The sequence below is a fragment of the Leadbettera azotonutricia ZAS-9 genome, from assembly GCF_000214355.1.
Taxonomy (GTDB): domain Bacteria; phylum Spirochaetota; class Spirochaetia; order Treponematales; family Breznakiellaceae; genus Leadbettera; species Leadbettera azotonutricia.
This window is the reverse complement of sequence record NC_015577.1, coordinates 1164824-1189566: the sequence shown is the minus strand read 5'-3', so window position 1 is coordinate 1189566 and position 24743 is coordinate 1164824. Positions and strand designations below refer to the sequence as shown.

Annotated in this window: 14 protein-coding genes; 3 read left to right on the top strand and 11 right to left on the bottom strand. The window is 41.6% G+C overall.

What is annotated here, in order from left to right; translation table 11 throughout:
- Positions 1 to 7: 7 nt before the first annotated feature.
- The 3 genes from mtnA to mtnP are packed head-to-tail and all read left to right on the top strand — an operon-like array spanning position 8 to position 2477.
- The gene (gene mtnA / locus TREAZ_RS05200; protein ID WP_015710765.1) at positions 8 to 1126 is read left to right on the top strand and encodes an S-methyl-5-thioribose-1-phosphate isomerase; all 1119 of its coding nucleotides are present in this window, start codon (positions 8 to 10) and stop codon (positions 1124 to 1126) included.
- Complete coding sequence (locus TREAZ_RS05195) at positions 1116 to 1718, top strand: class II aldolase/adducin family protein (RefSeq protein WP_015710764.1); 603 nt, start codon at positions 1116 to 1118, stop codon at positions 1716 to 1718. Before mtnA ends, TREAZ_RS05195 begins: the two co-directional genes overlap by 11 nt.
- A gap of 12 nt (positions 1719 to 1730) precedes the next feature.
- Positions 1731 to 2477 (top strand): S-methyl-5'-thioadenosine phosphorylase, encoded by a 747-nt coding sequence (gene mtnP / locus TREAZ_RS05190; RefSeq protein ID WP_015710763.1) that lies wholly within the window; start codon positions 1731 to 1733, stop codon positions 2475 to 2477.
- Between the two features lie 42 nt (positions 2478 to 2519).
- Here mtnP and TREAZ_RS05185 read toward each other — a convergent pair whose 3' ends face one another.
- The 11 genes from TREAZ_RS05185 to TREAZ_RS05135 form a co-directional block, all read right to left on the bottom strand.
- Positions 2520 to 2984, bottom strand: coding sequence for a hypothetical protein (locus TREAZ_RS05185; RefSeq protein ID WP_015710762.1), 465 nt, complete (start codon positions 2982 to 2984; stop codon positions 2520 to 2522).
- A gap of 10 nt (positions 2985 to 2994) precedes the next feature.
- Complete coding sequence (locus TREAZ_RS05180; protein ID WP_015710761.1) at positions 2995 to 9480, bottom strand: coiled-coil domain-containing protein; 6486 nt, start codon at positions 9478 to 9480, stop codon at positions 2995 to 2997.
- 87 nt (positions 9481 to 9567) lie between these two features.
- Positions 9568 to 11775: a hypothetical protein gene (locus tag TREAZ_RS05175; protein WP_015710760.1), complete on the bottom strand. Its 2208-nt coding sequence runs from the start codon at positions 11773 to 11775 to the stop codon at positions 9568 to 9570.
- Between the two features lie 22 nt (positions 11776 to 11797).
- Entirely contained in the window at positions 11798 to 14857 is a 3060-nt protein-coding gene (locus TREAZ_RS05170) for an efflux RND transporter permease subunit (protein ID WP_148257699.1), read from the bottom strand.
- Complete coding sequence (locus TREAZ_RS05165) at positions 14778 to 17828, bottom strand: efflux RND transporter permease subunit (protein ID WP_015710758.1); 3051 nt, start codon at positions 17826 to 17828, stop codon at positions 14778 to 14780. The genes TREAZ_RS05170 and TREAZ_RS05165 overlap by 80 nt, the downstream gene beginning before the upstream one ends.
- A gap of 8 nt (positions 17829 to 17836) precedes the next feature.
- A complete protein-coding gene (locus TREAZ_RS05160; protein WP_015710757.1) occupies positions 17837 to 19381 on the bottom strand; it encodes an Ig-like domain-containing domain in 1545 nt (514 codons plus the stop codon).
- Complete coding sequence (locus tag TREAZ_RS05155; RefSeq protein WP_148257697.1) at positions 19371 to 20843, bottom strand: Ig-like domain-containing domain; 1473 nt, start codon at positions 20841 to 20843, stop codon at positions 19371 to 19373. Before TREAZ_RS05155 ends, TREAZ_RS05160 begins: the two co-directional genes overlap by 11 nt.
- Positions 20824 to 22161 carry an efflux RND transporter periplasmic adaptor subunit gene (locus TREAZ_RS05150; protein WP_015710755.1) on the bottom strand — a complete coding sequence of 446 codons (1338 nt, stop codon included), beginning with the start codon at positions 22159 to 22161 and terminating at the stop codon, positions 20824 to 20826. Before TREAZ_RS05150 ends, TREAZ_RS05155 begins: the two co-directional genes overlap by 20 nt.
- 24 nt (positions 22162 to 22185) lie before the next feature.
- Positions 22186 to 23565, bottom strand: a complete 1380-nt coding sequence (locus TREAZ_RS05145) for a TolC family protein (protein WP_015710754.1) — start codon at positions 23563 to 23565, stop codon at positions 22186 to 22188.
- Positions 23565 to 24074, bottom strand: a complete 510-nt coding sequence (locus tag TREAZ_RS05140; RefSeq protein WP_015710753.1) for a hypothetical protein — start codon at positions 24072 to 24074, stop codon at positions 23565 to 23567. Before TREAZ_RS05140 ends, TREAZ_RS05145 begins: the two co-directional genes overlap by 1 nt.
- Positions 24071 to 24742 (bottom strand): tetratricopeptide repeat protein, encoded by a 672-nt coding sequence (locus tag TREAZ_RS05135; RefSeq protein ID WP_015710752.1) that lies wholly within the window; start codon positions 24740 to 24742, stop codon positions 24071 to 24073. Before TREAZ_RS05135 ends, TREAZ_RS05140 begins: the two co-directional genes overlap by 4 nt.
- Position 24743 lies beyond the last annotated feature (1 nt).

The following is a 24743-nucleotide window of genomic DNA, read 5'->3' as shown; positions in this document are numbered from 1 at the left end:
AGATTTTATGAACGTTAACGGAAAACGTTACAGGACTATTTGGCTGAAAGAATCAGATCCATCTATTGTACAAATAATCAACCAGCAGGTTCTGCCTTTTAAATTTGAAATCCTCGATCTCAAAACTGTTGAAGATATACGCCGCGCTATAAAAGATATGTATATCCGAGGCGCGGGCCTCATCGGGGCGGCTGCTGCCTACGGCATGTACCTTGCTGCCCTTGAAGCGGACGAATCGAATTTTGATCAACAACTTCAGGCATCGGCAGAAGTCTTAAAGAAAACCCGTCCCACCGCAAGCAATCTTGCCCGGGCTGTGGATATCATGCTTGCAAAACTTTTAAGGAGCAATGCCGACCTTCTCCAAAAACGCGAAAATGCCCGGCTTGAAGCCCAGGTTATTGCGGACAGCGATGCCGACTCCTGTAGAAACATCGGCCTCCATGGCCTTGAAGCAATTAAAGCTATTTCCTCAAAAAGAAACGGCGAGGCTGTAAATATTCTGACTCATTGCAATGCAGGCTGGCTTGCCTTTGTGGATTATGGTTCAGCCCTTTCTCCAGTTTACGCTGCTTTTGACGCAGGAATAAAAGTCCATGTCTGGGTTGACGAAACCCGTCCCCGCAATCAGGGCGCAAGCCTTACTGCATGGGAACTTTGCGGACATGGCGTCCCCCACGATCTTGTCCCGGATAATGCCGGTGGTCATATGATGCAGCACGGCCTTGTGGATATGGTTATCACCGGAGCTGACCGCGTTACTCGCAAGGGTGATTCGGCAAATAAAATCGGCACGTACCTTAAAGCCCTGGCAGCGAAAGAAAATAATGTCCCCTTCTACATTGCCCTGCCATCTTCAACTTTCGATTTTAAAATGCGGGACGGCATTAAAGAAATCCCCATAGAAGAAAGGGATGCTGCCGAAGTCCGCTTTATGTCAGGCAAAACGGCGAATGGCCTGATTGAAACCGTGCAGATTTGTCCCGACACAACCCCCGCGCGCAACTGGGGCTTTGATGTAACCCCAAACCGGTATATTACCGGCCTTATTACCGAAAGAGGAATATGCCCTGCCTCCGAACAGGGAATATCATCATTATATCCGGAGGAAATAAATGAACAATGAAGGATATGTCAAATATTCGGCTATCCATACCCCAGGGTCTGCAATGGAACCGCCTCTCTGGAAAAACCTCAATAACGTGCGTACAAAACTCCACGATCTTAATTTAGTGGGCGCCCGCCTTGACGGCATAGGCTTCGGCAATGTAAGCATACGCACAGAAGGCAATCAATTTTTCATCAGCGGGACTTCCACCGGTGCCGATAAGGTTCTTACTGCCGATAAATATTGCCTTGTAACCTCAGTTGATATTGCAGCCAACAGCATTGCCTCCACAGGCCCGATACAAGCTTCGTCTGAATCCATGACCCATGGCGCTATCTATGAATCCTGCCAGGAAGCCAAAAGCGTAATCCATATTCATGACAGAAAAATATTCGATGGCATGCTTAAAGACAAATTCCCGGCAACTCCGGCCAGTGCAGAATACGGTTCGCCGGAAATCGCTATGGCAATTGCCCAGACTATCAATGATTTGAGGAAGCCAGAAGGAATTATAGCTCTTGCAGGCCATGACGAAGGGGTCATTGCCTATAGCAGCAGCCCTGAAAAAGCATTCGATTTAATTCAGGCGTTCTATAATAAATATCATTAAGGAGGAATCAGTATGGCGGTAATAGGAATCATAGGAGGCAGCGGCCTCGATAACCCGGATATATTCTCAAACTCAAGGGATGAAATTTTCCCCACCCCTTATGGCGATCCATCCTCGCCTCTTAAAAGGGGCAGTATAGGCGACATTGAAGTTATTCTCCTTGCCCGCCATGGCCGGGAACATACCATACCTCCAACCCAGGTTAATTTCCGGGCCAATATAGCCGCCCTCAAGTCTGCAGGGTGTACCCACATTTTGGCCACCACAGCTGTAGGCTCCCTTAGGGAAGAAATCCACCGAGGGGACTTAATTGTCATTGATCAATTTATCGATTTTACCAAACAACGCAAAATGTCCTTTTATGAATCCTTCGAGCCTCAAAAAGTGATCCATTGCCCTATGGCCGATCCTTATGATATCAGGCTTCGCAAGCTTCTTGTTGAAGGATGCGTCAGTCAAAAATATGCATTCCACAATAAAGGCACAGTTGTTACCATTGAAGGCCCCCGATTCTCCACCCGTGCAGAATCCCAAATGTTCCGTGCCTGGGGTGCGGATATTATAAACATGTCTATCTCAACTGAAACCGTTCTTGCAAATGAAATTGGCATCCCTTATGCTGCAATTGCTATGAGCACAGACTACGATTCCTGGCGCATCGACGAGGAGCCTGTCACCTGGGAAGCTATTTCCAAAGTATTTGCGGAAAATGCGGCGAGGGTGACTAATTTACTTAGGGAAGTCATTCCAAAGATTTAAACTATATATCCCGAACGCATAGAAGCATTCGGGATATATTAATTATTCCACTTTTTGATAGAAACCTGTTGGAATATCTTCACCAATTAAAATTGCTAATTTTCCGTCTATAGTAAATCTTGGAGGACCTATTATATAACTATAGTGATTATTTTCATATTTGAAAGTATATAGTCCATTAGAATCGATAAATAAAACTCCATGATAAATACTGCTATAGTACTTTTCTTCAAATTTATAAACATTATCACTTTTATAAATACAATAATATGAATAGCTTTTATGTATATTGTCATCTTCATCACTTTCTTCTTTTAAAAGATACCATTTTCCTATTAGGTCATCTAAAGAATAATTTTCTAAATATTTAGTTGGCAAACTAATTATTGGTTTTTTTATGAATATCTCAATCATTTTATATAAATTACCAACATAACCTTTATTGTCCTCATTTGTTAAGCAGGAAAAAGTAATCATTAAATTCATTATAAATGATAATATAATCATGGCGATTTCCTTAATACCTATAATATTGTGTGGGAGCATCAGGGATTATATCCCCTTTATAGTTTTTGTAGATTAACTTATAATCAAACTTATTGCCAATCTTTAACGTATCGGGATCTACAAACTGCCTTGTATAATAACCATTATATGGCAAGGACATTGTCATATCAATATGAATATGAGCATTAGTACCACTGCCATATGATTCTGTCGGATATGATATTATGTTATTATTATTAATTCCAAAAAATGAACCTAGGACTAATTTTTTTACTTCATCAGGATTTAAGTGTTGGATTTTCATTTTTAGATCACTGCCATATAATTGAAAATACGCCTTATCTTTAAAAGTATCAATTAATTTCCAATATCCACCGGGAACATAAACATTTTTTCCGCCTGGGCCATAATCAATTCCGGTGTGGTCTTCCTCTAGTGTATCAGCATTGGGAATTGAGCTGCTTTTTAACTTTTGCGGACCTAAGGTGGCCTCAAATCCTTGGGATCTATTGGCAATTCCGTCAACCATTGAATCTAAATTAATACCATCTAATAAGCTCTGTGCAAATAAACCTTTGTTATATCCTATCATTTGCAGTTGTTTATAATCATATATTTCAGATAGCATTTCTCTTGCTATTTTCAAATTATCGCCGATTTCTGCATGATTTATAAAACTGACAGAGGACCCATATGTTTTACTAATAAAGCTGCTAATTACTTTTTTATCAACCTGCAAATTATTATACAAACTATAAATTGATGATAAATATACTATTGCTCCTTCATTCAATTCATTTATATTGGTGTATGCGGTATAATAATTATCCAAATTATCCCCAAACCTCACTTCACGATCACCCTGCCAATACCATTCATCGGAATTTTCGCTATTGGAATGAACTAAACCTGAATAAACCATTAACTGTCTAACTGCATTTGTCATTTCTTTTGTCGGCGAATCAAATCCCAAAATTTTAAGCAGTGCACTTTCTATAGCAGTATCGGATACACCCATGCTTTTGGCGCTTCTGATTATGTTTCCTTCCTCATCTCTTAAGGTTGCAAATCCATCATACATAAGATTGCCATTATTTAATAATTTCCAATAATCTGCGGAACTATCATACATCCCTGCATAATTGGCAATCCCGCCTATATTATCGGTTTTCAAAAGGTAATCATAAATAAAACCCTCCAAAGTCGCATTAAGCCCTAACCCATAACCATAAGTATTTAGTATCGCCGAAGCCGTTTCCATATGCCCAATAACAGCATTTTGGGTTTCAAATTTCTGCTGCGCTTTATTACCAATAATCCCATCCCGGTACGCTTCATGTGCAAGAATTACATTCAATCCAAAACGGCTGCCATCGTTTTGTGCATCAGTCCCAAGATAAATTGTTTTAATTCCCGTAGTTTCATTATATATGCTTTGAGTATAATCCCGATTGTCTTCAACAATTTTCGTTTTTCCTATCAAGAAATTATCATATTCCTGCCTGGTTTGCTCCGCATCAGAATATAAAGTCCTCATTTGACTGGCATATTTTTTAACTTGCGCATTGGACGAAAATAATAACTGACCATTTACTTTCCAGGCTTCAAGCCCCTTGACTGAGCTAACAAAAGATTTAGCTCCCAGATCAACCCCGCCCATTCCAATCTGCATATATGTTCCATCCTGCCCAAAATGCATCTCCAAAAGGCCGGCATTAATATTATCCGATTTGCTAAACATGTCCAAATTCAATAAATTAATAGTAAAATCGTTTCCCAAGGCATAGTTAATCCCCTGACCAGCAAGTCCTCCAAGAGTGGCATTTAGTTTTCTGCCATTATCCGACAATTCTTTCACAAAACCTTCTATGCCAATATTAAGCACATCGCTTATTGCCATTCCCGATACAGTTACAATAGCGCTTTTCCCCGAATTTTTCAAGCTTTGAACCATATAATTATCATCAAAATTCCAGTTGCCATTACCCTCATAGGAAATCGCTCCTAAAAGGCTATTAGCAGTTCCGATAGTCAGGTTTTGAAGCCCTGTTGAAGCTATCTTTACTGCTGTTTTGCCTATATTCGGTGTTACCAAATCAACAAAGTTTCCGGTTAAGCCATTTTTGAAAAACCCTGTTTCCACACCTTTGACACCGCCAAAAACTGATCCCAAGGCAGCTGCGGCAAAGTTCATCGTATAAGCTTTTCCTATATTGCTTAAACTGTCTTTGAATTTCATGCCGCCCGCCACATCCATGAGATTAAATAAAATTTCATCGGATGTGTTAATTAATGAATTGAGAGCTATAGCTCCCAATATACTGCTTCCCCCTGAAGGCACTGCCGTTGCCAAAGCCCCTACGCTCGTTATAACTTGCAAACCTACATCAGCAGCAGTTCTTAATGAAGGGGCCTGAAATACGCTGCCTCTCGAATCCCACATGGGTTTATCATAGTTGGCAAGAGCCATTGAATTTATTCCGACTTCTTCTTTATAACTCCAAAAAATATATTCGGACATCAGCCTGCCAAATTCTCCATAACCGTAATCTTCAAAAACACCGGATTTACCTTCATCCAGCTTGACATCAGATTTTTTTTGCTCCGGTATATATCCTATATGAAGTCCAAATTTGCCAAAACTGGTAAAGCGGGGATTATCCATTCCTTTGGCATCAAAAAAATATTCATTATAAAGCGCATTAATTTCTGAATACATAGAATCAATAATAATTTGAATGGCAAATGTATCCAGTCCCCTCAATTTATTTTCACTTATGTCAGTTTGTAAATGCACGGGATTTATAATTAAATTTGTATACCCTTCCACAAAAGCATTTTCAGTTATCATTCGTGTTATTAAGGTTGAGTGTACTATAACTTCTTTTCCATAAAAATGCCCAAACTTTTGCCAATGACCATCCAATATGAAAATATCGTCAATTTGATCTTGAAAATTTCTGTTGGAATTCTTAATTGCTTCTTCAAGCTCACTGATAGCAATTTTTGCCATATCCTGGACATTAAAGGCCATTTTTATTGTTTCTCTGGACAGAATTTCTTCCCGGACATTTTTTGCCAAAATATATGCTTCAGCATCAATCATGCTTTGGCTCCATATATCTCCCCCATATAACCCGTTTTTCTGATAATAATGAAGAATTTCTGTCTTACCAGTTGCGGAATTTATTATACCCTTTAGATCCACAATTCCTGTATTGAAAAGAAATTGTTCCATAATGCTCTCCAGATTTCCATAATTATAATCCGAATAGTAAACTGGATCCCTGGTATACATAGCCCTTGCTTTTGATTCAGCATCCGAACCTATTAGCAATAATAGGGCATCTGACGAAGCCTTGTCAGCAGCTTCATAAGATTGATTAATCCAAAGCTCTTTATCCTTTAGACTTTCCAAATAAGCAAAATCCCATGCCTCATCGACTTTATGGTACTCGCCTTTAAAATCCTTTAACCATTGATTATATTTTTCATATAATTTTAAATTATTGTCTTTCCAACTATTCCTTCCATTCTCTAAAATTAAGACTGAATCATTCACCCATGAATTATATTTCTCTAAAATATCCAATCTTTGCTGTCCCCATTGAACTTCACGCGTCATTAATTCAGCATTAAATCTTTCTTTATAAGCTCTTTCCAATAAGGTAATATACTCACTGGATAATTGATTATACTCTCCTCTGGAAAGACCAAATTCATCAATGTATACCCCCATTTGATTGATTATAGGGATTATCATATTTTCCAAATGGGTTTTTATTTCTAGGCTATTTTCATCATACATATTTTTCGCCAAATTTAAAAGTTGATTTAGGTCTGTATCTCCATTTATATATAAATCATATTCCTTTTTATATTCCGTTTCTATTGAATGCACATTACTTAAATTTTCATAAAACAGTTCTTCCAGATTATTTTTGTAATTTTCTTTGCTTTCTTTATAATAGGCAATAACATTAGCCAATATTTCTGGTATAGTATTAAAATCAGAATCACAAATAGCAGTGAATTCATTCCAATATTTTTGCAGGTTCAATATATCTTTTTCATTTACTTTTCCTGTTAATAGAAGGGCATTTTCTATATCCGTCCAGGTAAATTCCTGTTTTTCAATATTTCCCATAAATATTTTTAATCTGTTTGATGATTTATTATATTTATTCAATACAAGATCAAAATCTTTCAAATTATCCTTTAAATAAGTCTTGCATTCATTTATCCTGGATTCCAATTCAGTTAATACAGGGCTAAGTTTATTTAAAGTATTGACTATCTCTCTATCTTCAGCTTTAAATTTTCTGATTGAGGGTCTACTGTTTATAAAGGATAATATTCTATGCATTATACTTATATCCATATAAACTTCCCTATATTCTACAGCTTCAGATATCCTTTCAAAAAAACCCGACTTTTTATAACCACCATTTAAAAGGGTCAATAAAGTAAAAAACTCCAGATCTTCCTTTTCCTTTGCGCCTAAATTATTATAGGCCTTCACTTGCGTATCAATTTCCGTGATGACAAGATAACGGAATGCATAAGATGATATAGGAATCGCCATTCCGGGAAGCACAGGATATACTCCAAGTCTACCTATCTGCGATTTAGCGTCAAATATATCTGCCTTATTATACCAATTATCAAATAAAGGGATATTCCCATTGCTTTCTATAATACTACGTATAAGATAATCGCGCGCCAGGCCCCATTGTTCATATTTATTATTATCCGAAAAGTAGACAGACAAACGATTATTCAAATCCCTTAACGCAACCTCAAGTTGAGTTGTATTATTAACACCATATGAATCAATTTTTGACATTGTAATATATTCCAACAGATCCTTCGCATTATTCATATTATTGCCATCAAGCGTAAAATTTTCTGTAAATGCGAATTTTAATTTGCCTTCAGCTACTTTAATAATATCGTAAATATTCCATTCTGTTTTTTCCTTTTCAAAATTATCAGGATAGACATAATGCAGATCTCCGTTAAGACGATTCAACAACTTCAAATATTCGGAATAAATTTCTGAATTTTGTATCTTTTCCTTCTCAATTTCAATATTCAATACCTCCATTACACGCAGGGAAATAAATAATTTTGAAAAAATCTCTTTATATTGGATATAAAGAGATTCATATTCTTTATTAATATATTTTGATTCTTTATTATTGTAAATATCCTGCAAAGCTTCCAGAATTATTTCAGATCGTTCATATTTATTTTTTACTCCATTCAATTCATCTATTGCCGAATCAATATCAAGGTAAGCGGTTTCCGCCCATCTCTTAATGGCTTCCTGTTTTTCATAATCCTGTCTTTTTAATTCCAAGATATCATAATATTTTATGGAATTCTTGTATTTTTCGTCATAATTATTACCAGCTTCAATAATATTTTGAGCAGCAAGTTTATATTCATTATATAAATCTTCATATTTATCCTTTTCAAATCCAATTTCCTTGGTTATATCTTCAATCCTTTTGTTAATTACAGATTCACCTGAGTCCAAAATTTCCATATTTTTTCTTATGCCTTTTATTTCCTCCAATAGAAAATTTTCTTTAACTAGATTGTCCCTTAGTTTATTATCCGTAGTATTATAATTAGAAATTATTCCATTATAGTCCTCAATGACTTCATTGTTCACTAATGAATTTTTATAAATTTTGAATGAGGTATTTAAAATATCTGCCGTCCTTTGGACTTCCTTTAAATTATTTTGTAATTCTTCCGGAGGTATTGTTAATAATTGCAAGAAGGAATCCATCCATGATTCTTTTTGTAAATAAATCCATTCAGGTAAAATATCAAATGTTTTATCAAGGGCTTCTGAATAATTTGAAATTAATTCTATTTTGTTTTTTGAATTGTCAAAAAACTCAAATAATTCAAAATTATCTGGAATTATATCATCATTTATTTTGATATTATAAAAATTATAGAATTCTATTAAATTTATATATTCTTTTGCCAGCTTGTTTTTTATATACCATGTTGAAAATGGAAGAGCCGTCTGATAAACTTGTAAATAATGTTCAATTTTTTCTTTTTCAATTAATAACCCGCTTATAAAAGCGTCTGTATATGAATATCCAAAATCAATCCTAAAATAGCTTCCTGCTTCAAAATATTTCAATATATTTTCATTATCATAATTATTTAATATATATAAAACATCATATATAGGCTTGTCCTTATTATTATATATTATTTCCATTATTTGAGATAAGGTATTCCGATATACAATAGCGGTCTCCTTGTCAACGGAACAAAATTGAGATAGCCAAACCGCATTTTCCGTAATATTGGCATCATTGCCATTTATATAATAATTCAATGCATCATATTCCAGTTTTATTTTGGATTTTATAATATCAGAACAAACTGATTCATAATTTTCAGACAATTCTTCAATACTTTCTATATCTATTATACTATTAAAATCGGGATTTCCTTTTAACAAATCTATACCTTGTACACGGCTTTTATATTGATTTTCTAAAGAAAATTTAATTAAATCAACAAATTCAAGAATTATTTTTTCATATTGCTAATTTATAATATCCCTCAGTTCTTCTGTAGCCGCTTCATTAAGCTTTATTTGCCATTCATTCACTATTTTGCTTATAACAGGCTTGGATGAATAATTAGGCTCCTGAAAATTTTTTATCTCTTCTTCTAATTCAGTAAGAGAAATGCTATATATTTGACCCCCATGCTCAATTTCTTTTAATATCTCCATTCTAAAATCATGGTAATTCATTAGTTCAAGCTGGCATACAGATGTTAAATATGTATACCATAAGGAATCTTTATTGAAATCATCCAATACTTTATAAATAGCGTCTAATTCATTTTGTTTTTCATCTATTTTTCTAATGAAATATTCTTTCTTACCTGCAATAAAAACTGCCATATAATCACTATAAACTTTATTCAAAGAATCAAGCTTTAATTCCGACTCTTTCAATTTATTGGCTGCTTCTTCCATATTTTCTCTTGCAGTAATTATTTCTTCCCCAGAATCTTTCAACCACATCATCGATTCTTCATATCGGGACAGTGCGGAATTATATTCGCTTTTTGCCAATTCCCAGGCTTTTATGCCCTCGGCTTCAGTTAAACGCCCGGAAGTAAAATCCTCCGCATATTGAACGACCGCTTCCGCTATTTCGGTCCTCTTTTCCCAATATGACGCAGCTGCCTTTGCTCTGATAAGTTCTATCTGGTATTCATCAAGGAAGAAATCCTCCCTTGATACCCCCTCTTTTAAAATTTCAGCCAGGGTTCCGGTACCCATAACCATCGAAAATTCATTGATAAGTATTTCCCGTGCTTCTATGGCCTTATCATAATAGAAATCATACAAACCAGTCCAATTATTTATTTCTTCCATAATTTTCAAAGAATTATTTGAGTCTTTTTCCGTATCATATTTTTCCTGCCAAAAGGCAATGTTCTCTTTAGCCTGTGCGACCATGTATCCTGAATTAAAGTAAATATCAGCCCAGGCTTTTGCCTTGTCGGCTCCCATGGAAGATCGCAAAAGGGCATCACGTTCAAATTCAGCCCTGGCTTCAACGATGGATTTTTCCAGTGTTTCTGAGGCATTTTTAAAAAGGGCTTCCCCGGAATCAAAAAGTCTTTTCGCTTCCAGTTCCCAGTTTTGACGGGCAGTTTCAAATTGATCAAAGGCCCGGTTCCAGGCTTCTTCCCCTGCGAAATAATTGCTGATTGAATCCTGTTCCCACTGCATGCGACGGATAAAAAACTGTTCTTCGGCTCTTGCCCAGGCATCTAGCCCCCGTTCAAATTGTGTACGATATTGAAAAAGCCATTCAGAGCCTTCCAATACAAGGTCCTCTGCACCTGCTTCAGCAGTTTCAATTTTTTTCTGCAATGCCAAAAGTCTATCTGATACGGATTGATTGGCCTCTTCAATAAGCCGAATTACCGTAAGTTCTGCAGATTCATTTTCGCTTTTCTTTCTTAAACTATAGTTATCCCCAAGACGCCGTGCCGTAAAATACCGTTCTTCTCTGGATATAATACTTTTTAATTCATTTTGGAAAGACAGGGAAGCTTTAATGCCAAGGTTGCCTAATCTTGCGCCAAATTCGTCCCTTTTATCCTTTTCCAGAAAAGCTAGAAGTTCGGGATAAGATCCAATAATATGAGATTCAAATAATTGAATTACATTATCTAGGGATTTTTCTGTTTTGATTTGCCATTCTGTAAGGTCTTTTTGCCATTCATGACCTTCTTCGCCAGGGCGTATAATAAGCGGATCATTTGCGGCGGCATCATATTGTATTCTACCCTCTGCGCTTAAATGATAAATCAGACTTTTATTCGCATTTTCTGTTTCTTTTGACAATGCAGAACTTAAAAATCCAGTTTCTGCACCAAAGAACCGTTTAAAAAGCCATTGGGTAAAGTGATTCTCCAATTCCGTTTCGCTCCATTGATTGAATTCCACGGAAGCCTGTTGCCTTTGAGAAGAATCGTCAAACATACCCATTGCATATTCTTCCCAAAGCGACTGGGCAACTTTTATTCCATACCGGGCTTCTTCCATCCAGCGGCCTGGATCAATTTCCCTGTCAGCCCTGTTAAATTGATAATCCAAAACCTGTGAATCAAAACTCCATATATCAGGTTTGTTTTGAGAAAACAAATTGCAAGGCAGAAGCAATGATCCCAAAAGAATCATCCAGGAAATAATTTGAAATTGTGAAAAAGAATAGCTGCGTGACATATTAGTCCTCTTGACTGAATTATCATACTCCTAACAGGAGTTCCTTACCCGTATGTTTAGGATTCAAAAAAATGCAAATTAACGAAGGAACAAGTATCAATGCAAAAATAAAAGAAGATCCGACTCCAAGCAAAGTAACCACCGACAGGATTCTAATAAAAGAATTTGAACCGTCTCTGAGAAAAATGAACGGAATAGCCCCGGCCAGGGTTGTACCGGTTGTTGCAAGAAGACAGGGCAAACGGTTCCTTAGGGAATTATAAAATTCTCTCTGATTTATAAATCGTTTATCGACAAAAAACTGGCGGAATTCTCCTGCTATCAAAACCGAGGCATTGACTGCCATACCGCTCACTGCGACAAGGGAACAGGCCACAGACGCATTAATAGAAATATTGACGATTGACAGAATCGAAACCGGTATCGCCAGGGACGGAGGAACCACGGACAAAACGAGAAAAGGCAGAGAAAACGATTCATTAGCCGCCGCAATAACTATATAACAAAAAAACAAAGCAAGAATAAAAAGAAATCCTGTTCCCGAAAGGATTTCTGCCTTCTTTATGGCCTCCCTATCAAATTCAAGGGCATAACCCGGAGGAAGCTCAATGCCTTTTATGATTTCCATGACATTATCCCTCACCACTCTAGGGTCCATAGGCTGTGTTCTAATAGAAAATGAAGCGGTTCTACGCCTATCTTCCCTGCGGATAAGAGAAAGTTCATGATCCCTGTATTCGCTTGTCAGCGATTGGACCCATGAATAGCCTTGATTTCTGATTGCCAAAGGCAAATGGTTAATGTCATCTGCCGTCATCTCCTTAGACAGCTTTAGACGAACATCTATTTCTCCTTTTTCACCACTTCTTTTATAAATTACAGGACCATGCACTCCCCTCCTTACCGAATCGGCAAGCCCTGAGAAGCTTAAGCCTTCTTCGGCCAATTTATCACGAAACGGAAGCAGGCTCAGTCTCGGGCTGCCTTCTTTAAAATTCAAAATTGTTTCCTGTACCAATGGAAGAGGTACACAAAGGCTAGCGGCTTTTTTAGCCAGTTCCCTGCATCTAAAATCGTCATCACCACTGACTGTTATTTCCCATATTCGTTCATTCATTGAAGTCTCCGGTATATAGAGAAATCCGCCGGGGACTTTGATTGAACGCAGAAGCTCCCTGACCTCGGCGCTTTTTATTTTTAAGGGATCAAAATTTACAAGTATCTGGCTTGAACCTGTACGGGCCGAAGTTTGCACCGACTTTATCCCCTCATTTGATTTAATATCCAAAACCCAAAAGGCCAGAAGTTTGTCAGCTTCCTCTTTGCTGAAGCCGCCCTCAAATTCAACACGGGCATATACGGAATCCCTGCTTTCTGAGGCAGAAATATCTGCACCTGAAAAAATAAGGACAATAATCCCCATAATAGTTATAAATAGGGCCACCAAGACAAAAATTAAAGGATTTTTTATGCATGACTTAATCATGAAGGCAAAAAAACGCACTCCTTTTCTCTGAATCCTGTTAATAATCGGAAATGATTTTGTTCTGGAATAGGACAAATCATCCTTTTTGTCCCAAAGAAAAAGCGGTGGCAGAACTGTGAGGGCGGCGATTAAAGAGACCATGGTTACCGTTCCAAGAGCAAGGACAATTATAGAAATATCTTCAGCTAATTTGAATTTTGCCAGGGGGAATAATGCGGCTATAGTGGTAGCGGCCCCTGAAACAAGGGCTGGGGCTAAACGCGAGAGGATTTTTCTTCCCTCCCTTGCATTTCTGCAATTTCCAAAACCCTCTGCACAAAGTATGGCAGCATCTGCCGCGGTCCCGATCCCTACAGAAAGACCTGCCAATAATTTCCTGTCAGGCACAAAGCCGAATAATGAAAGCATAGCCGCTGAAATTATCCATACTATGGGTATTGCCGCTGCGCAAACAAAACCTGAACTGCGGCTACCTTTATTCCGGGTTAGCAAAATCGAGGCCAAGGCAACAAGGATGGAGGCTTCCAGTGCAGCGATCAGGGCAGAGCAGAAAGCAGATCCTTCTTCAGCCCCCCTATCGCTTAATATGTTCATTTCAAAATAATCATTCTTGAATTTATTTTTAAACTTCGCCAATTCGACTTTAATAGCACGTGAAAGCCTTCCCAAATTGGCATCCGATGAGGGAATAATCGAAATTACTGCTGTTTTCTTGCCATCCAGCCTTGAGAGTACCTCTCCTTCCCTTTCTTCTTCACGCAGATCCGCAATATCTTTAAGCTTTATTGCTGCTCCTGAGCTAATAGGAATAAGGGCGTTACCCAAAGAAGCCAAATCAGGATAGCGGCCATCCATGATAACAGGAATTTCCCTGCTGCCGGATTGAATTCTGCCTCCCATATAAAGGCCATCATTGCTGGCAAGAACAGAGGCAATTGCCGAAGGACTTAATCCTAAAGCGGCTATTTTCTTTAGGTCAGGGATAATGATGATTTCGGCAATTCCCGATCCTGACACTTCAACCTCTCCGACTCCTTCAATACTGTTCAGGGCAGGTTTGAGGACTTTTTCAAGATAATCCCCATCAGGAGAACCGGAAATTGCGGCAATCCATACAGGTATGAAGGAATCATTTGACGATCCAATCTCGGGCCGCTGGGAAGAAGACGGCATGATTTCATATACCCTTTGCGCTGCCTCCCGCACTGCATCATAGGCATGCTTGTTTGTTTTGTCCCTGCGAAAAACAGCATAAGCTCTAACCCGGCTGTTCTCACTCAAGGTAATTACTTTATTAATACCGGAAATTGAGGAAAGCGCATCTTCCAGCGGAATTGCGGCTTTTCTTTCCATTTCGCGGGCTTCTACTCCATAATCCCTTAGGGTTACCATATAGGAAACATCTTCAGTCCCATTAAATCCGCCCTGGGCATTAAAAATCAAAAATAAAGATGCAACTAAAGCCCCTATAGAAATACAAAGGGCAGAAACAGGCTTTGAAAACCAATTCCTTTTTTCAGCCATTGTCGATCTCCTGAAGTTTATCAGCATTGTTTTTCTTTTTGAGAAAACTGATAATAATTGGGGGCAAAGCAAAGAAACTGAGCAGGGCAGAGGCAGTTATACCTCCCAGCATGGCTGCCGACATAGACCTTTGGGAAGATCCGGGCGAAAAAATTAGCGGCAGGAGAGCAAATATCGTGGTCAGGGTTGTAATAAGCACCGGCCTGAATCGCTCAAGGGCGCCTTTAAAAACTGCCTGCACGGGGGCTAACCCCAGCCTCGTCTTTTCTTCACCTACTTCATAAAGAACTATTCCGTTATTCACTGCCAGCCCAAAAAGGACTATGAGGCCCAATACAGAACCTGAATCCAAACCCGAGCCGCATATAAACAGCAATGGCCCTGCACCAACCAGGGAAAAAGGAATGGCTAGCATAAGGATAAGAGGCAGAAAAAAAGATTCAAACTGTGCAGCCAGGGCAAGGTACAACAATAAAACCACCAGAACTACAGTGAGCACAAGGCTGAAGTAGTATTTTTCAAACACCGATTCGTCAGCCCGGGAAATTTCAAGGGGAAGGGTTTTTATAAAAGCCCTTAATGCATTTTCTTTTCCCGCCGCAGGAAGGAGATCAAGATAAATTACATCAGAACGATCCTGCCTTGCCAATGCAACATCGGCTTCCTTCCTTTCAATTTTATTGAGGGCAGACAGGAACACTGTATTAGGTATTTCTCTTCCTGAAGCATGGAGTACAAGGGGCAGCTTTTCAATTTGCTCAGGGGAATACCATCCAGGACTCGCTGCACTCCTCATATCCAAAGTACGCCCGTCAAGCTCCATGATCCCCGTAACAATGCCCTCGCTCGCGGCGTAAACAGAACTTGCCATTTTGGCATTGGAAACCCCAAGAAATGCCGCAGCCTCACGATTGGGGATAAGGCGCAATTCCGGCCTAGTCCCTGATGGTCTTAAAGTTAAGACATTCAAGTATTGAGCTGCGGAATTCTTTAGTATCCTCTCGGCTGATTCAGCGGAAGCAATAACATCTTCTCTGCCATTTCCTTTAATCGCCATTCCGAAAGATGATGAAAGCCCCAGAATTTTAGCTGTCTTTTCTTCCGGATATGAAGCAGTAATTACGGTATCTATAGTATTTATAGAAGACACTGCATCATCTATCTCTTTCAAAGCCTTATCAGGAGCTATGCCTTTGCATAGGAAACAGCGGAATAGGAGCCTGCTGTCCCGATAATCAGGATCAGCCCTGGGGCCTGAATCTTCATCCTCGGCACCCATCTTGCCGAAAAAATTTTCGATAGTATTGTCCAGGCTGGATAAAACTTGGGATACCAAAATACCTTTTTCTGATGCAGCTTTCGGCATAGTTCCTGAAGGGAATTCCACAGTAACTTCAATTTCCTTTACTGTATCTGATGCAATAAATTCCCCAGGCCTTGCAAAAAGGAGAAAAAAACCAAATATGCTGAATAGAATTGTTCCAATAATCAAAGGGAGGGGCCGCTGTATGGCCAATTTAAGAAAGGGAAGGTATAAGGTTTCAGGCTTTTTTATTATGCTGCTTTTTCCTGTCTTGCTTACCGGAAACAGGAGGAAAAATGAAGGGAGGAAAAATTGGGCATAGACCCAGCCCATGGTCACCGATGCAATCAATGAAATGGCAAGATCTCCAAAAAGAGCGCCCAAAGGACCGGGCAGAAAAATGATGGGTATAAATACTATAACCGTAGTAACAGTACCCCCAAGGCTGGAGCCCGAAACCGATGCGGCAAGAGCGGCAATAGTTTCCCGTTTTAGCTTTTCTTTATTACTGTCCAGAAGATCAAGAACAATAATAGATGTATCCGACACAAGCCCTATGCCAAGAGCCATGCCGCCAAGACTCATGGAATTGAGGGAATGGCCCCCAAGGTTCAGCAAAATTAGCGCGGAAGCCGCTGAAAATGGTATGGCAAGGGCTGAAAGAACACTGGATCTTAAATTATTCATAAAAACGGCCAGTATCAGGGCGACTATTGCGACCGCAAGTATAATAGAGACTATCAGATTCAGCACATTCTCCAATATGGATGATGATAAATCATAGGCCAGGCTTAATTCCGTATCCCTGGAAAAATCCTTTGACGCAGCTTCAAGCGCTTTTTTTATATCCCTGGAAAGCTTTATTGGATCTGATCCAGGCCTGCGGTAAATTTCCAGGGCTGTTGCATCTTCATTGTTAAAAATGAAAAGGCTTTTTCCCGGCGCTTGGGTTCTATAAGTTTTGGCAATATCCTTAAGATGAAGAGGGCCAATGCCTGAAGGAATAACAAGGGTCGAAAGTTCTTCCATGGATTTCGGCCTTCCTGAGCTTATCACGGTAAGTTCTTTATCCCCTTCCCTTGCGTTTCCGCCGGGAATATCGGCAGTTTCATAAGCGATCAGCTCTGCGAGTTCGTTTCCGTTTATCCCCATGGATACAAGGCGTTCCTGATCGAAGGCTATGCGAATCTCTTCTGTTTCACCCCCTGCAAGTATCACCGCCCCTGCGCCATCAAGCCTGCGGAACCTGGCACGGAGTTCATACTCGGCCAAATTCCTTGCAAAGACCTTGTCTCCATCTTTTGAGCGTATTGCGATTATTGCTTGGGGCTCCTCGTCAGGATCACCGGAAGTTACTGTGGGCTTCTTTACACCTTCGGGGAGGCTGGGATAAACCGCATCAATGGCCTCTCTCACCAGGGCCGCTGCGCTGGCAGGATCTGTACCCCAGCGGAAACCAAGGCTCACAAGGGAAGCCCCATTCCGGGAAACGCTCTTCATGGTTTCCAGCCCTTTCACCGGTGAAAGGGCATCCTCAAGGGGGATGGTAACCATATTGCGAAGTTCTGCCGCGCCCATGCCGGGATATACAGCTTCTACAGTAACCCTGGGAAGGCGTATCTCAGGCAGCTTCTCCAGGGGAAGATTAAAAAGTGAGACTATTCCTCCAAGGAATATTGCAGCCATGATCATTATCATGGTTACAGGCCGCCTGACGCACAGGTCTATCAGGGTTTTCATATATCCCCCTATTTCAACAGAGAAATCTTATGGATTTCAGGGCTTTTATTTCCTTTCAAGTCTTCAAGCCCTGCACGAATATAAAAACTAACCACCCCGGAATTAACGGTATTGGTCATAAGTCCTTCCATCTCGATGCGGCAATGATTTTCCCAGCCAGGGACAGCATCAGGCAAGGCAAAGTCTTTGTTTTTTATATTCCGGGGGGAAAAACTTACGGCATTGTTGGTAGATTCGACTTTAAAAAGTTCCATTAACGAGAAGGTATTAATTTCAGTATCCATGGCCGTTTCAAAATAAAGCTCTATCCATACAGGGATCGCCTTCGCGTAGGGGTAACTGTCCGCCTCTATATCCATGGGAAGATCTGAAAAAATATCATTCATTGAATATACCGACGGTTCCGGATTATCCTTGTTCCCTGGGGCCATAGGAAGACGTATGCCTATCAGGCTTGGCGGTTTTGAATGAGGGCCGTTTGTGCGTATCCTAAAAGCTTTTTCATCAAGGCTTTCATTTCCGGCTTCGTCCTTAACGCCAGGACTTGATATAAACAGAAAATCTTTATTCCATGCAGGCTTTTCTGCAAAGCTAAATACCGCGGTGCTGGAAAAACCGGGTGGGGTTTCCAGCACCAAAGAAGCCTGGGGCTCAATTGTCAAATGGCTCTTAATGCTTCCTGTGTCCACAGGTTCAGAAAATTCCAGCATCAGTTTAGTGAAGGATTCCCATTCAAAAAATCCTTTATCCGGATTGTAAATATCCAGCGGGCTAAGTTCATCAGGGACCTCCCCGGGATTCAAAGCCCAGGCTGATATAATAAAAGGATGAATATCATCATTATTAATGGCTATGGAAAACCGGCTTAGAAATTCTTCGCCTATGGTACAGCCTGAAGCGCTTTGCATACTATCGGCAATTGTTATTTTATATTGGATACCGGTTTTCCATGGCCCAAGAGGACTAAAACAGGCTGTTTTCCCTTCCCCCTCAATGTTCCACCTTCCGTTAACTGAAGGGCTAAAACTAATACTGTTAATGCATGAATTAACATTCACTTCTTCTGTGAATACTATTTTTACCATATCCCGTGAATTGGAAATAACACCATCATAGGCAGGCTCTACGGAAATCACCTTGGGCCTTATGTTCCGCAAACGGGTAGTAAAAGAAGCTTCAAATTTGCGTTCCAATGAAAGCCCTTTGGTATCCTGCGCTCCGGTTCCGAGGGAAACAAGGTACTCCCTGTCCTGTTCAAGAGGGGAAGCGGGCTTGAAACAAAAGCGATTGCCCTGCCAGGAAAACAAGCCTTTTACCGATTTGCCGTCTTCGGTAAGAGAGAAGGCCTCCTCCACCTTAACCCTGTCGCTCTCATGGGAAAGGAGAAGGGATACTTCAAGTATTTCAGGCCGGGCATGATAGCCCGCTCCGGGAGACCATGCTTCGACTTCAAATGGAGAATCCCGCAAGATATCGCAGGAAAAGAAAACCACGGGGAAAATCATTGCCAGCAGACAGATTCCCATGGAAATAGTGAAATGCCTATTCTTCATTTCCTACCGCCTCAATTAAGAACCATGTTTCCTCTTTAAAATAAGAACCGTCTCCATTCGCCATACCATTCCGCCCTCCGGGCAGGACAAGTCGGTAATAATGGGATTCGCCGGGTTTCCCTATTTGGAGGCCTTCCCAATCCATTCGTATCTGATCGGTATAAGGCCAGCGCACAAACCTGAGGCTCACAGGGGGCAGATTCCCCGGAAAGAAGGGCTCCAGGGTTATTCTAAAGGCCGCATCGTTTTGGACTTCCTCTTTAAAAGGAAGCGAAAAATGCATGGTGAAACGGAGGACACCTCCCCCTGCCTCGTCAATATAGGTTTTGATTACCATGCCCCGTTCAGGTTTAAGAATCACCGTATCCTCAGCTGAATAAAAAGACATAATTTTAAGCTGAGGGATATCCGAAGAAAAAAGTAAAACATTGTCATTGCCCATTTTAAGCCCTCCACTATCTTTGATATCACCGTTGATTTTAAGGGTATAATTTGTTTCTGCCTCGGGATTCCTGTCAGGTATATACACCGCCTTTGTAGCGGAAAGCTGATCAACCCTCCCCGGAAGGGACGGCTCAAAACTAAAGGCACGCTTAAGGCTCTCGCCATCCATGGGCTTGCTGAATTCCACACCAATGCCCTGGCTAGGGCCCAGGCCTTTTTCAAGGTTAAGATCCGCCGGGAGCCAGCAACCCCAATCCCCCAAGGCTTCACTCTTGAGAAGGGGGATGATTTTCAGCACACGAGGGAATTCGGCATCCAGATCAGTAATAAACCTGCCTGACACTGCTCTAGCCAAAGGCGCTCCGTCACGGCTTAAAGCTTTTTCTGAAATTGACCAGCGGTAAGAGGTCCATGGAGAAAGTGTTTTGCCGGTAATGACGTGCAGAACATGATCATCATCCAGCCATTCAACTATTTTATCCCCCATGCTGTCACAGCTTAAAGCAGCCTCGGTACTACGCCTGTCCATGGATTCCGAAAAAACAAATTCCAAAACCTTGTCATCCCTGGAAAAAACTTCCGTAGATTCGCCGTCGGAAGGGACAACAGATTTAAGATAGGGCATTGGGCTTGGGGAAATTGCAAAGAAGGGGATTTCCTTTGAGATGAACAGATCCCTTCCGTCTTTGGAATACATAGTACCAGAAAGCCTCAGGACATAACGGATTCCAGGGAGCCATGAAGATACCGGTTTCAGTACAAGATCATTGCCTTGCCACTCTGTATCTGTTTCCACAGAACCCAGGGAGCTAACAATCTTAACTACTCCCTCGGTTTCTGCTTTAAGCATTTCGGTATCAAAATGAATAACCACGAAGCTATAACTTTCCGGAAGCACACTATATGCTTCCGCAGGGACAGTGCTGACCTCAATTGGGCGTAGATCAATAAAACCGCAGGAATTCAATACTGCCAAAACGAATAAGTGCAGCACTAATTCAATTCGCCACCGACACATAAGCTCCATCCTGTAAGGCGGCATCCGGCCGCAGCACCACAACTTCCCCGGCTTCAAGGCCGGAAATTATTTCCCTATCATCGCCCAATATCTTTCCAAGCTCTACCATTCTTTCCGAAATCATATTTCCGTTTATAGTAAAGATTCTTCCCATTTTTTCTTTTTTTAGGCTGATGGCAGATTCAGGAATGATCTTAATTTTCCGGGGACTTTCAACGGCTATGCTTATGCGGGCAAACATACCGGGCCTGAGCAAACCTTCGCCATCAGAAGGCAAAAGCACCCGTACCATAAAGGTAAAAGACTGGCTGTCCGCTTGCGGAGAAACAAGGTCGATTGCCCCGTCATAAGTTCTGCCGGTTCCGTCAAGGCTGACCTTTGCAGCCATGCCCTTGCAGAGTTTTAAGGCGTCAGACTCAGATACCGAAAAAATGGCATAAAGGGAAACTGTGTCTATAAGGGTGAATATTTTATCTTCCCGCTTAAGCCTTTCGCCTTCTTCGGCATATCTTGCCCCGATGATACCTGACTGAGGGCTTTTTATTATCAGTTCCGATTCAAGGAGCTTTGACGATTCCAATTCCCTGGCTGCTGCCTCCAGGCTTGCCTCGGCTGCTCTGGCCTCTGCATACAGCCCTTTAACAGCAAACGCAATAAGGGCTTTTCGCAAAGCGCTTTCCTCATTTGGCGAGTTTATTCCCGCCGCCAGAAGATCCTCAATGCGCAGCCCTATCCGGCGTATTTCCAGTTCTTTTTCCATCATAACCAGTTGGGCTTCTGCGGTTTCAAAGGCAAACCTGGAATTCAATATAGCTTCACTGCTTATGCCGCCGGCTTTAAAAAGGGCCTCTTCTTTTTCATGCTTGCGTTTCTGCTCTCCAAGGGAACGGCGGGCCAGGGAAAGTTCAGCCTCGGCTTTCTCATTCTCCAGTATTTTTGCTTCAACCTGAAGTTCGCCATCAGACAGCCTTGCCATTGAAAGATCCCTGGCAGCCTGTGCCTGAGAAAAGGCATTTTCGGCTCTGCGCACAGCAAGGTTTATTTGAGGGTTTGACAGTATTGCTATTATCTCCCCTTCAGCAATAGCGTCACCTTCACGCATCACCAGGGTTTCAAGGACTGCATCGGAAGGCGCGGCTATATCTACCTTTTTCAGATACGAAAGGGCGCCAAAACCATGTATCTCTTCTGCAGTTTCCCGAAGCGATACAGCTGCAGCTCTGACCTGCCTGGGCAAACTTGTTTCTGCAGCGGATTTCCCACAGGAAAAAAGAAGGCCCGACACAGCAATAAGAATATAAACCGACAATGATTTCATATATACTTCCCCTTAAATTTTTGTTTATTGCAGCACCAAATCTGCAAGCTGGTACAATTCGCCCGGACTGAAATCCAAAAGCTTTTCCAGTTCCCGTTCCCCTTCAAGAAGGGCAATGGCTGCTTCCACTGCCGCTATTTCTTTTTCAGCATAGTCAAGGCGGGCATCCATAAGCTCAAGGCGGGTAAGTTTTCCAAGATCCAGCTTCAATTCTCCAAGGCGGTATTTCTCCCTTTCAAGTTCCAGGGTTTCCACTGCAAGAGCCCGTTTCTTTTCGAGTAGACTGCACTTTTCAACCCCGTCCACGGCAGCGCGTCCAAGCTTCATGAAGTTTATGTCATAGTTTGATTTTTCAAGGTTCAGGGCAAGCAGAGTATTCCGGGCTGTGTAGGCTTGAGCCGGATCAGGAAGGGGGCTCAGTGTATTCTGAAGCCGCGCGGATCTATCGTAGGGAGGTTCCCAGCCGGCGGAACCGTTAAGGTTTCCTGAAATCCAGGGGGACGAAAAGTCTACGCTGATGCCAATGGACCAGTTGTGCCTGGTTAATGGATAATGCTGTCCACCCAATCCCACGCTTCCCGTAAGCCGCAGCGTCGGTATCCAGGAAAGGGCAGCATATTTCGCTTCTACCTGGCGCTTGGCTATTGAATGGCGGGCAGCGGCCATGCCGGGGTTGCGGGCCTCGGCAATTGATTTAACCGCCTCCGGAGATAGCCTAACAGCCATCCTATGTATATCTATTTCTTCCATGAGCAGGGGAAGTTCGTTGAGTCCCAATGCCTCGGCAAGCTGCTTTTCTGCCTCGATAAGATTCAATTTTACGGAAGCAATTTCAATCTTTGCCTGATTTATGGTTATCCCGGCACCTGCCATATCCAATGCCAAGGCTAATCCTAATTCAACTTCACTATTTAAAATGCGGCCCTGTTCTTCAAGGGATTCCAAAGCCCTTTCCCTTACTTCCAAAACCTTCCGGTATAAAATAACTTGCCTGTAAGCTGCCACAGCCCCCTCGGATATTTCAGCCGCCATTCTTTCGAGGGCCGTGCTTTCAAGCTTAAGTTTAGCCTTTTCAAGCTTCCGGGACATGGATGTACGCCCGCCGTCAAACAGGAGCTGTTCGATATTAAGGGTATAATTTTTCAGAAAAGAATCGGCATTGACCAAAGACAGCCTGTCATCTTCCGAAACAGTAACGCTGAGCCTTGGAAAATAAGCTCTTAAGCCCCATGCCCAAGCCCCTTCCTTAAGATAATGCTTCTGGTATTCGCTCCACAATTCGCGGGAAGCAGCTTGTGCCATCTTCCCCGCATCGGCAAAACCCAGGGAAAGATCCCCTGCAAGCAATATGCGGGGAACAACAAACAGCATTAGCATTAATGGCAGGAGTTTAGGCTTTGGCATTAAATTTTCTCCAGTGCATGGATTGCCTTTTTTACTGCCTTCTTCAACATGCGGTTCAAGGTCTTGGAAGATACAAGGCTGGCATTCCCCTGGACGGTAACACGTCCTGCGGCAGCAGGCGCCGCCGTTAGAGCCCGGCTGTTTGTTTTTTGCCAGAGCTTGACATCAACAGAAATGGAAGCTTTTGTTTTCCAGCCCTGAATGTATTCCCGCTCGCGGACTGTGGCCTCTGCAATAAAATCGGCCCCATCCTGTTCAGCAAGACATAAATACCCTTCGTCCATAAAGATAAGGGGGAGAAGCCCTGCCGCCTCTTTTTCAATGGAGATCCAGCCGCCGGCTTTATCGGCCCACACCGAAGCAATCCATATTGTTCCGCTTAATTTTTCCTCCTTCGGCATTGACCACGATTGGGAAGAAGAAAATTTCGCCGGAAACGATCCGCAGGAAATTCCGATAATCAGAATAATTAAAAGCATTACAATTACCAATACCATATTACGCTTCATGACGCATTTTCTCCTGTTGCATTGCTTATGGCCGATTCAATGGTTTTAATGGATCGCATCAGGGGGCTGTCGTAAGGAAGAAGCTCCCTGGCTTTTTTAAGATCCTCCATAGCGCCCTGTCTATTCCCGTTTGTCCACCTGAGTTTAGCCCTGTCCAGAAAGACCAGGGAAGTTTCAACAGAAGCTTCGATAGCGCGGTCAAGGAAGGCCGAGGCCGAGGCCTCGCCGGACGGGCCCCTGTCCTTCGCAAGTTCCGAAGCAAGCCTTAAAGCCCTGACATTCTGCGGATCGCCTGAAAGCATGTTTTCTGTCAATTTCAACGCTTCTTCTGTTTCACCTTTTTCCCTGAGAAGCCGCGCAAGGTAAATTCCGGCCTCTGCCCCATTGGGGTAAAGACGCAATGCCCGGCGAAGGCATTTTTCGGCGGCCCCATCATCGCCCGAGAAAAACAAAGCCTTCCCTTTCAAAGTAAGGGCGGGTGAGAAGCCCTCGATTTTTGAGAGCAATTCTGCTGCCTCTGCGTAGCGTGCTTCCTGATAAACACTTGAAGCCCTGGCATAAAGAAGAAGATCGTCTTCGCTTGGCTTATTCATACTGCAGGAAGAAGTCAGCATTTTTGTCAGAATGACAAGTATTATCAGGATGATTCCTGAACTGCGTTCCCACATG

Bases quoted from the DNA above. Each gene is read 5' to 3' on its own strand.
- mtnA (WP_015710765.1), top strand. From the start codon at position 8: ATGAACGTTAACGGAAAACGTTACAGGACTATTTGGCTGAAAGAATCA.
- TREAZ_RS05195 (WP_015710764.1), top strand. From the start codon at position 1,116: ATGAACAATGAAGGATATGTCAAATATTCGGCTATCCATACCCCAGGG.
- mtnP (WP_015710763.1), top strand. From the start codon at position 1,731: ATGGCGGTAATAGGAATCATAGGAGGCAGCGGCCTCGATAACCCGGAT.
- TREAZ_RS05185 (WP_015710762.1), bottom strand. From the start codon at position 2,984: ATGATTATATTATCATTTATAATGAATTTAATGATTACTTTTTCCTGC.
- TREAZ_RS05175 (WP_015710760.1), bottom strand. From the start codon at position 11,775: ATGTCACGCAGCTATTCTTTTTCACAATTTCAAATTATTTCCTGGATG.
- TREAZ_RS05165 (WP_015710758.1), bottom strand. From the start codon at position 17,828: ATGAAAACCCTGATAGACCTGTGCGTCAGGCGGCCTGTAACCATGATA.
- TREAZ_RS05160 (WP_015710757.1), bottom strand. From the start codon at position 19,381: ATGAAGAATAGGCATTTCACTATTTCCATGGGAATCTGTCTGCTGGCA.
- TREAZ_RS05155 (WP_148257697.1), bottom strand. From the start codon at position 20,843: ATGTGTCGGTGGCGAATTGAATTAGTGCTGCACTTATTCGTTTTGGCA.
- TREAZ_RS05150 (WP_015710755.1), bottom strand. From the start codon at position 22,161: ATGAAATCATTGTCGGTTTATATTCTTATTGCTGTGTCGGGCCTTCTT.
- TREAZ_RS05145 (WP_015710754.1), bottom strand. From the start codon at position 23,565: ATGCCAAAGCCTAAACTCCTGCCATTAATGCTAATGCTGTTTGTTGTT.
- TREAZ_RS05140 (WP_015710753.1), bottom strand. From the start codon at position 24,074: ATGAAGCGTAATATGGTATTGGTAATTGTAATGCTTTTAATTATTCTG.
- TREAZ_RS05135 (WP_015710752.1), bottom strand. From the start codon at position 24,742: ATGTGGGAACGCAGTTCAGGAATCATCCTGATAATACTTGTCATTCTG.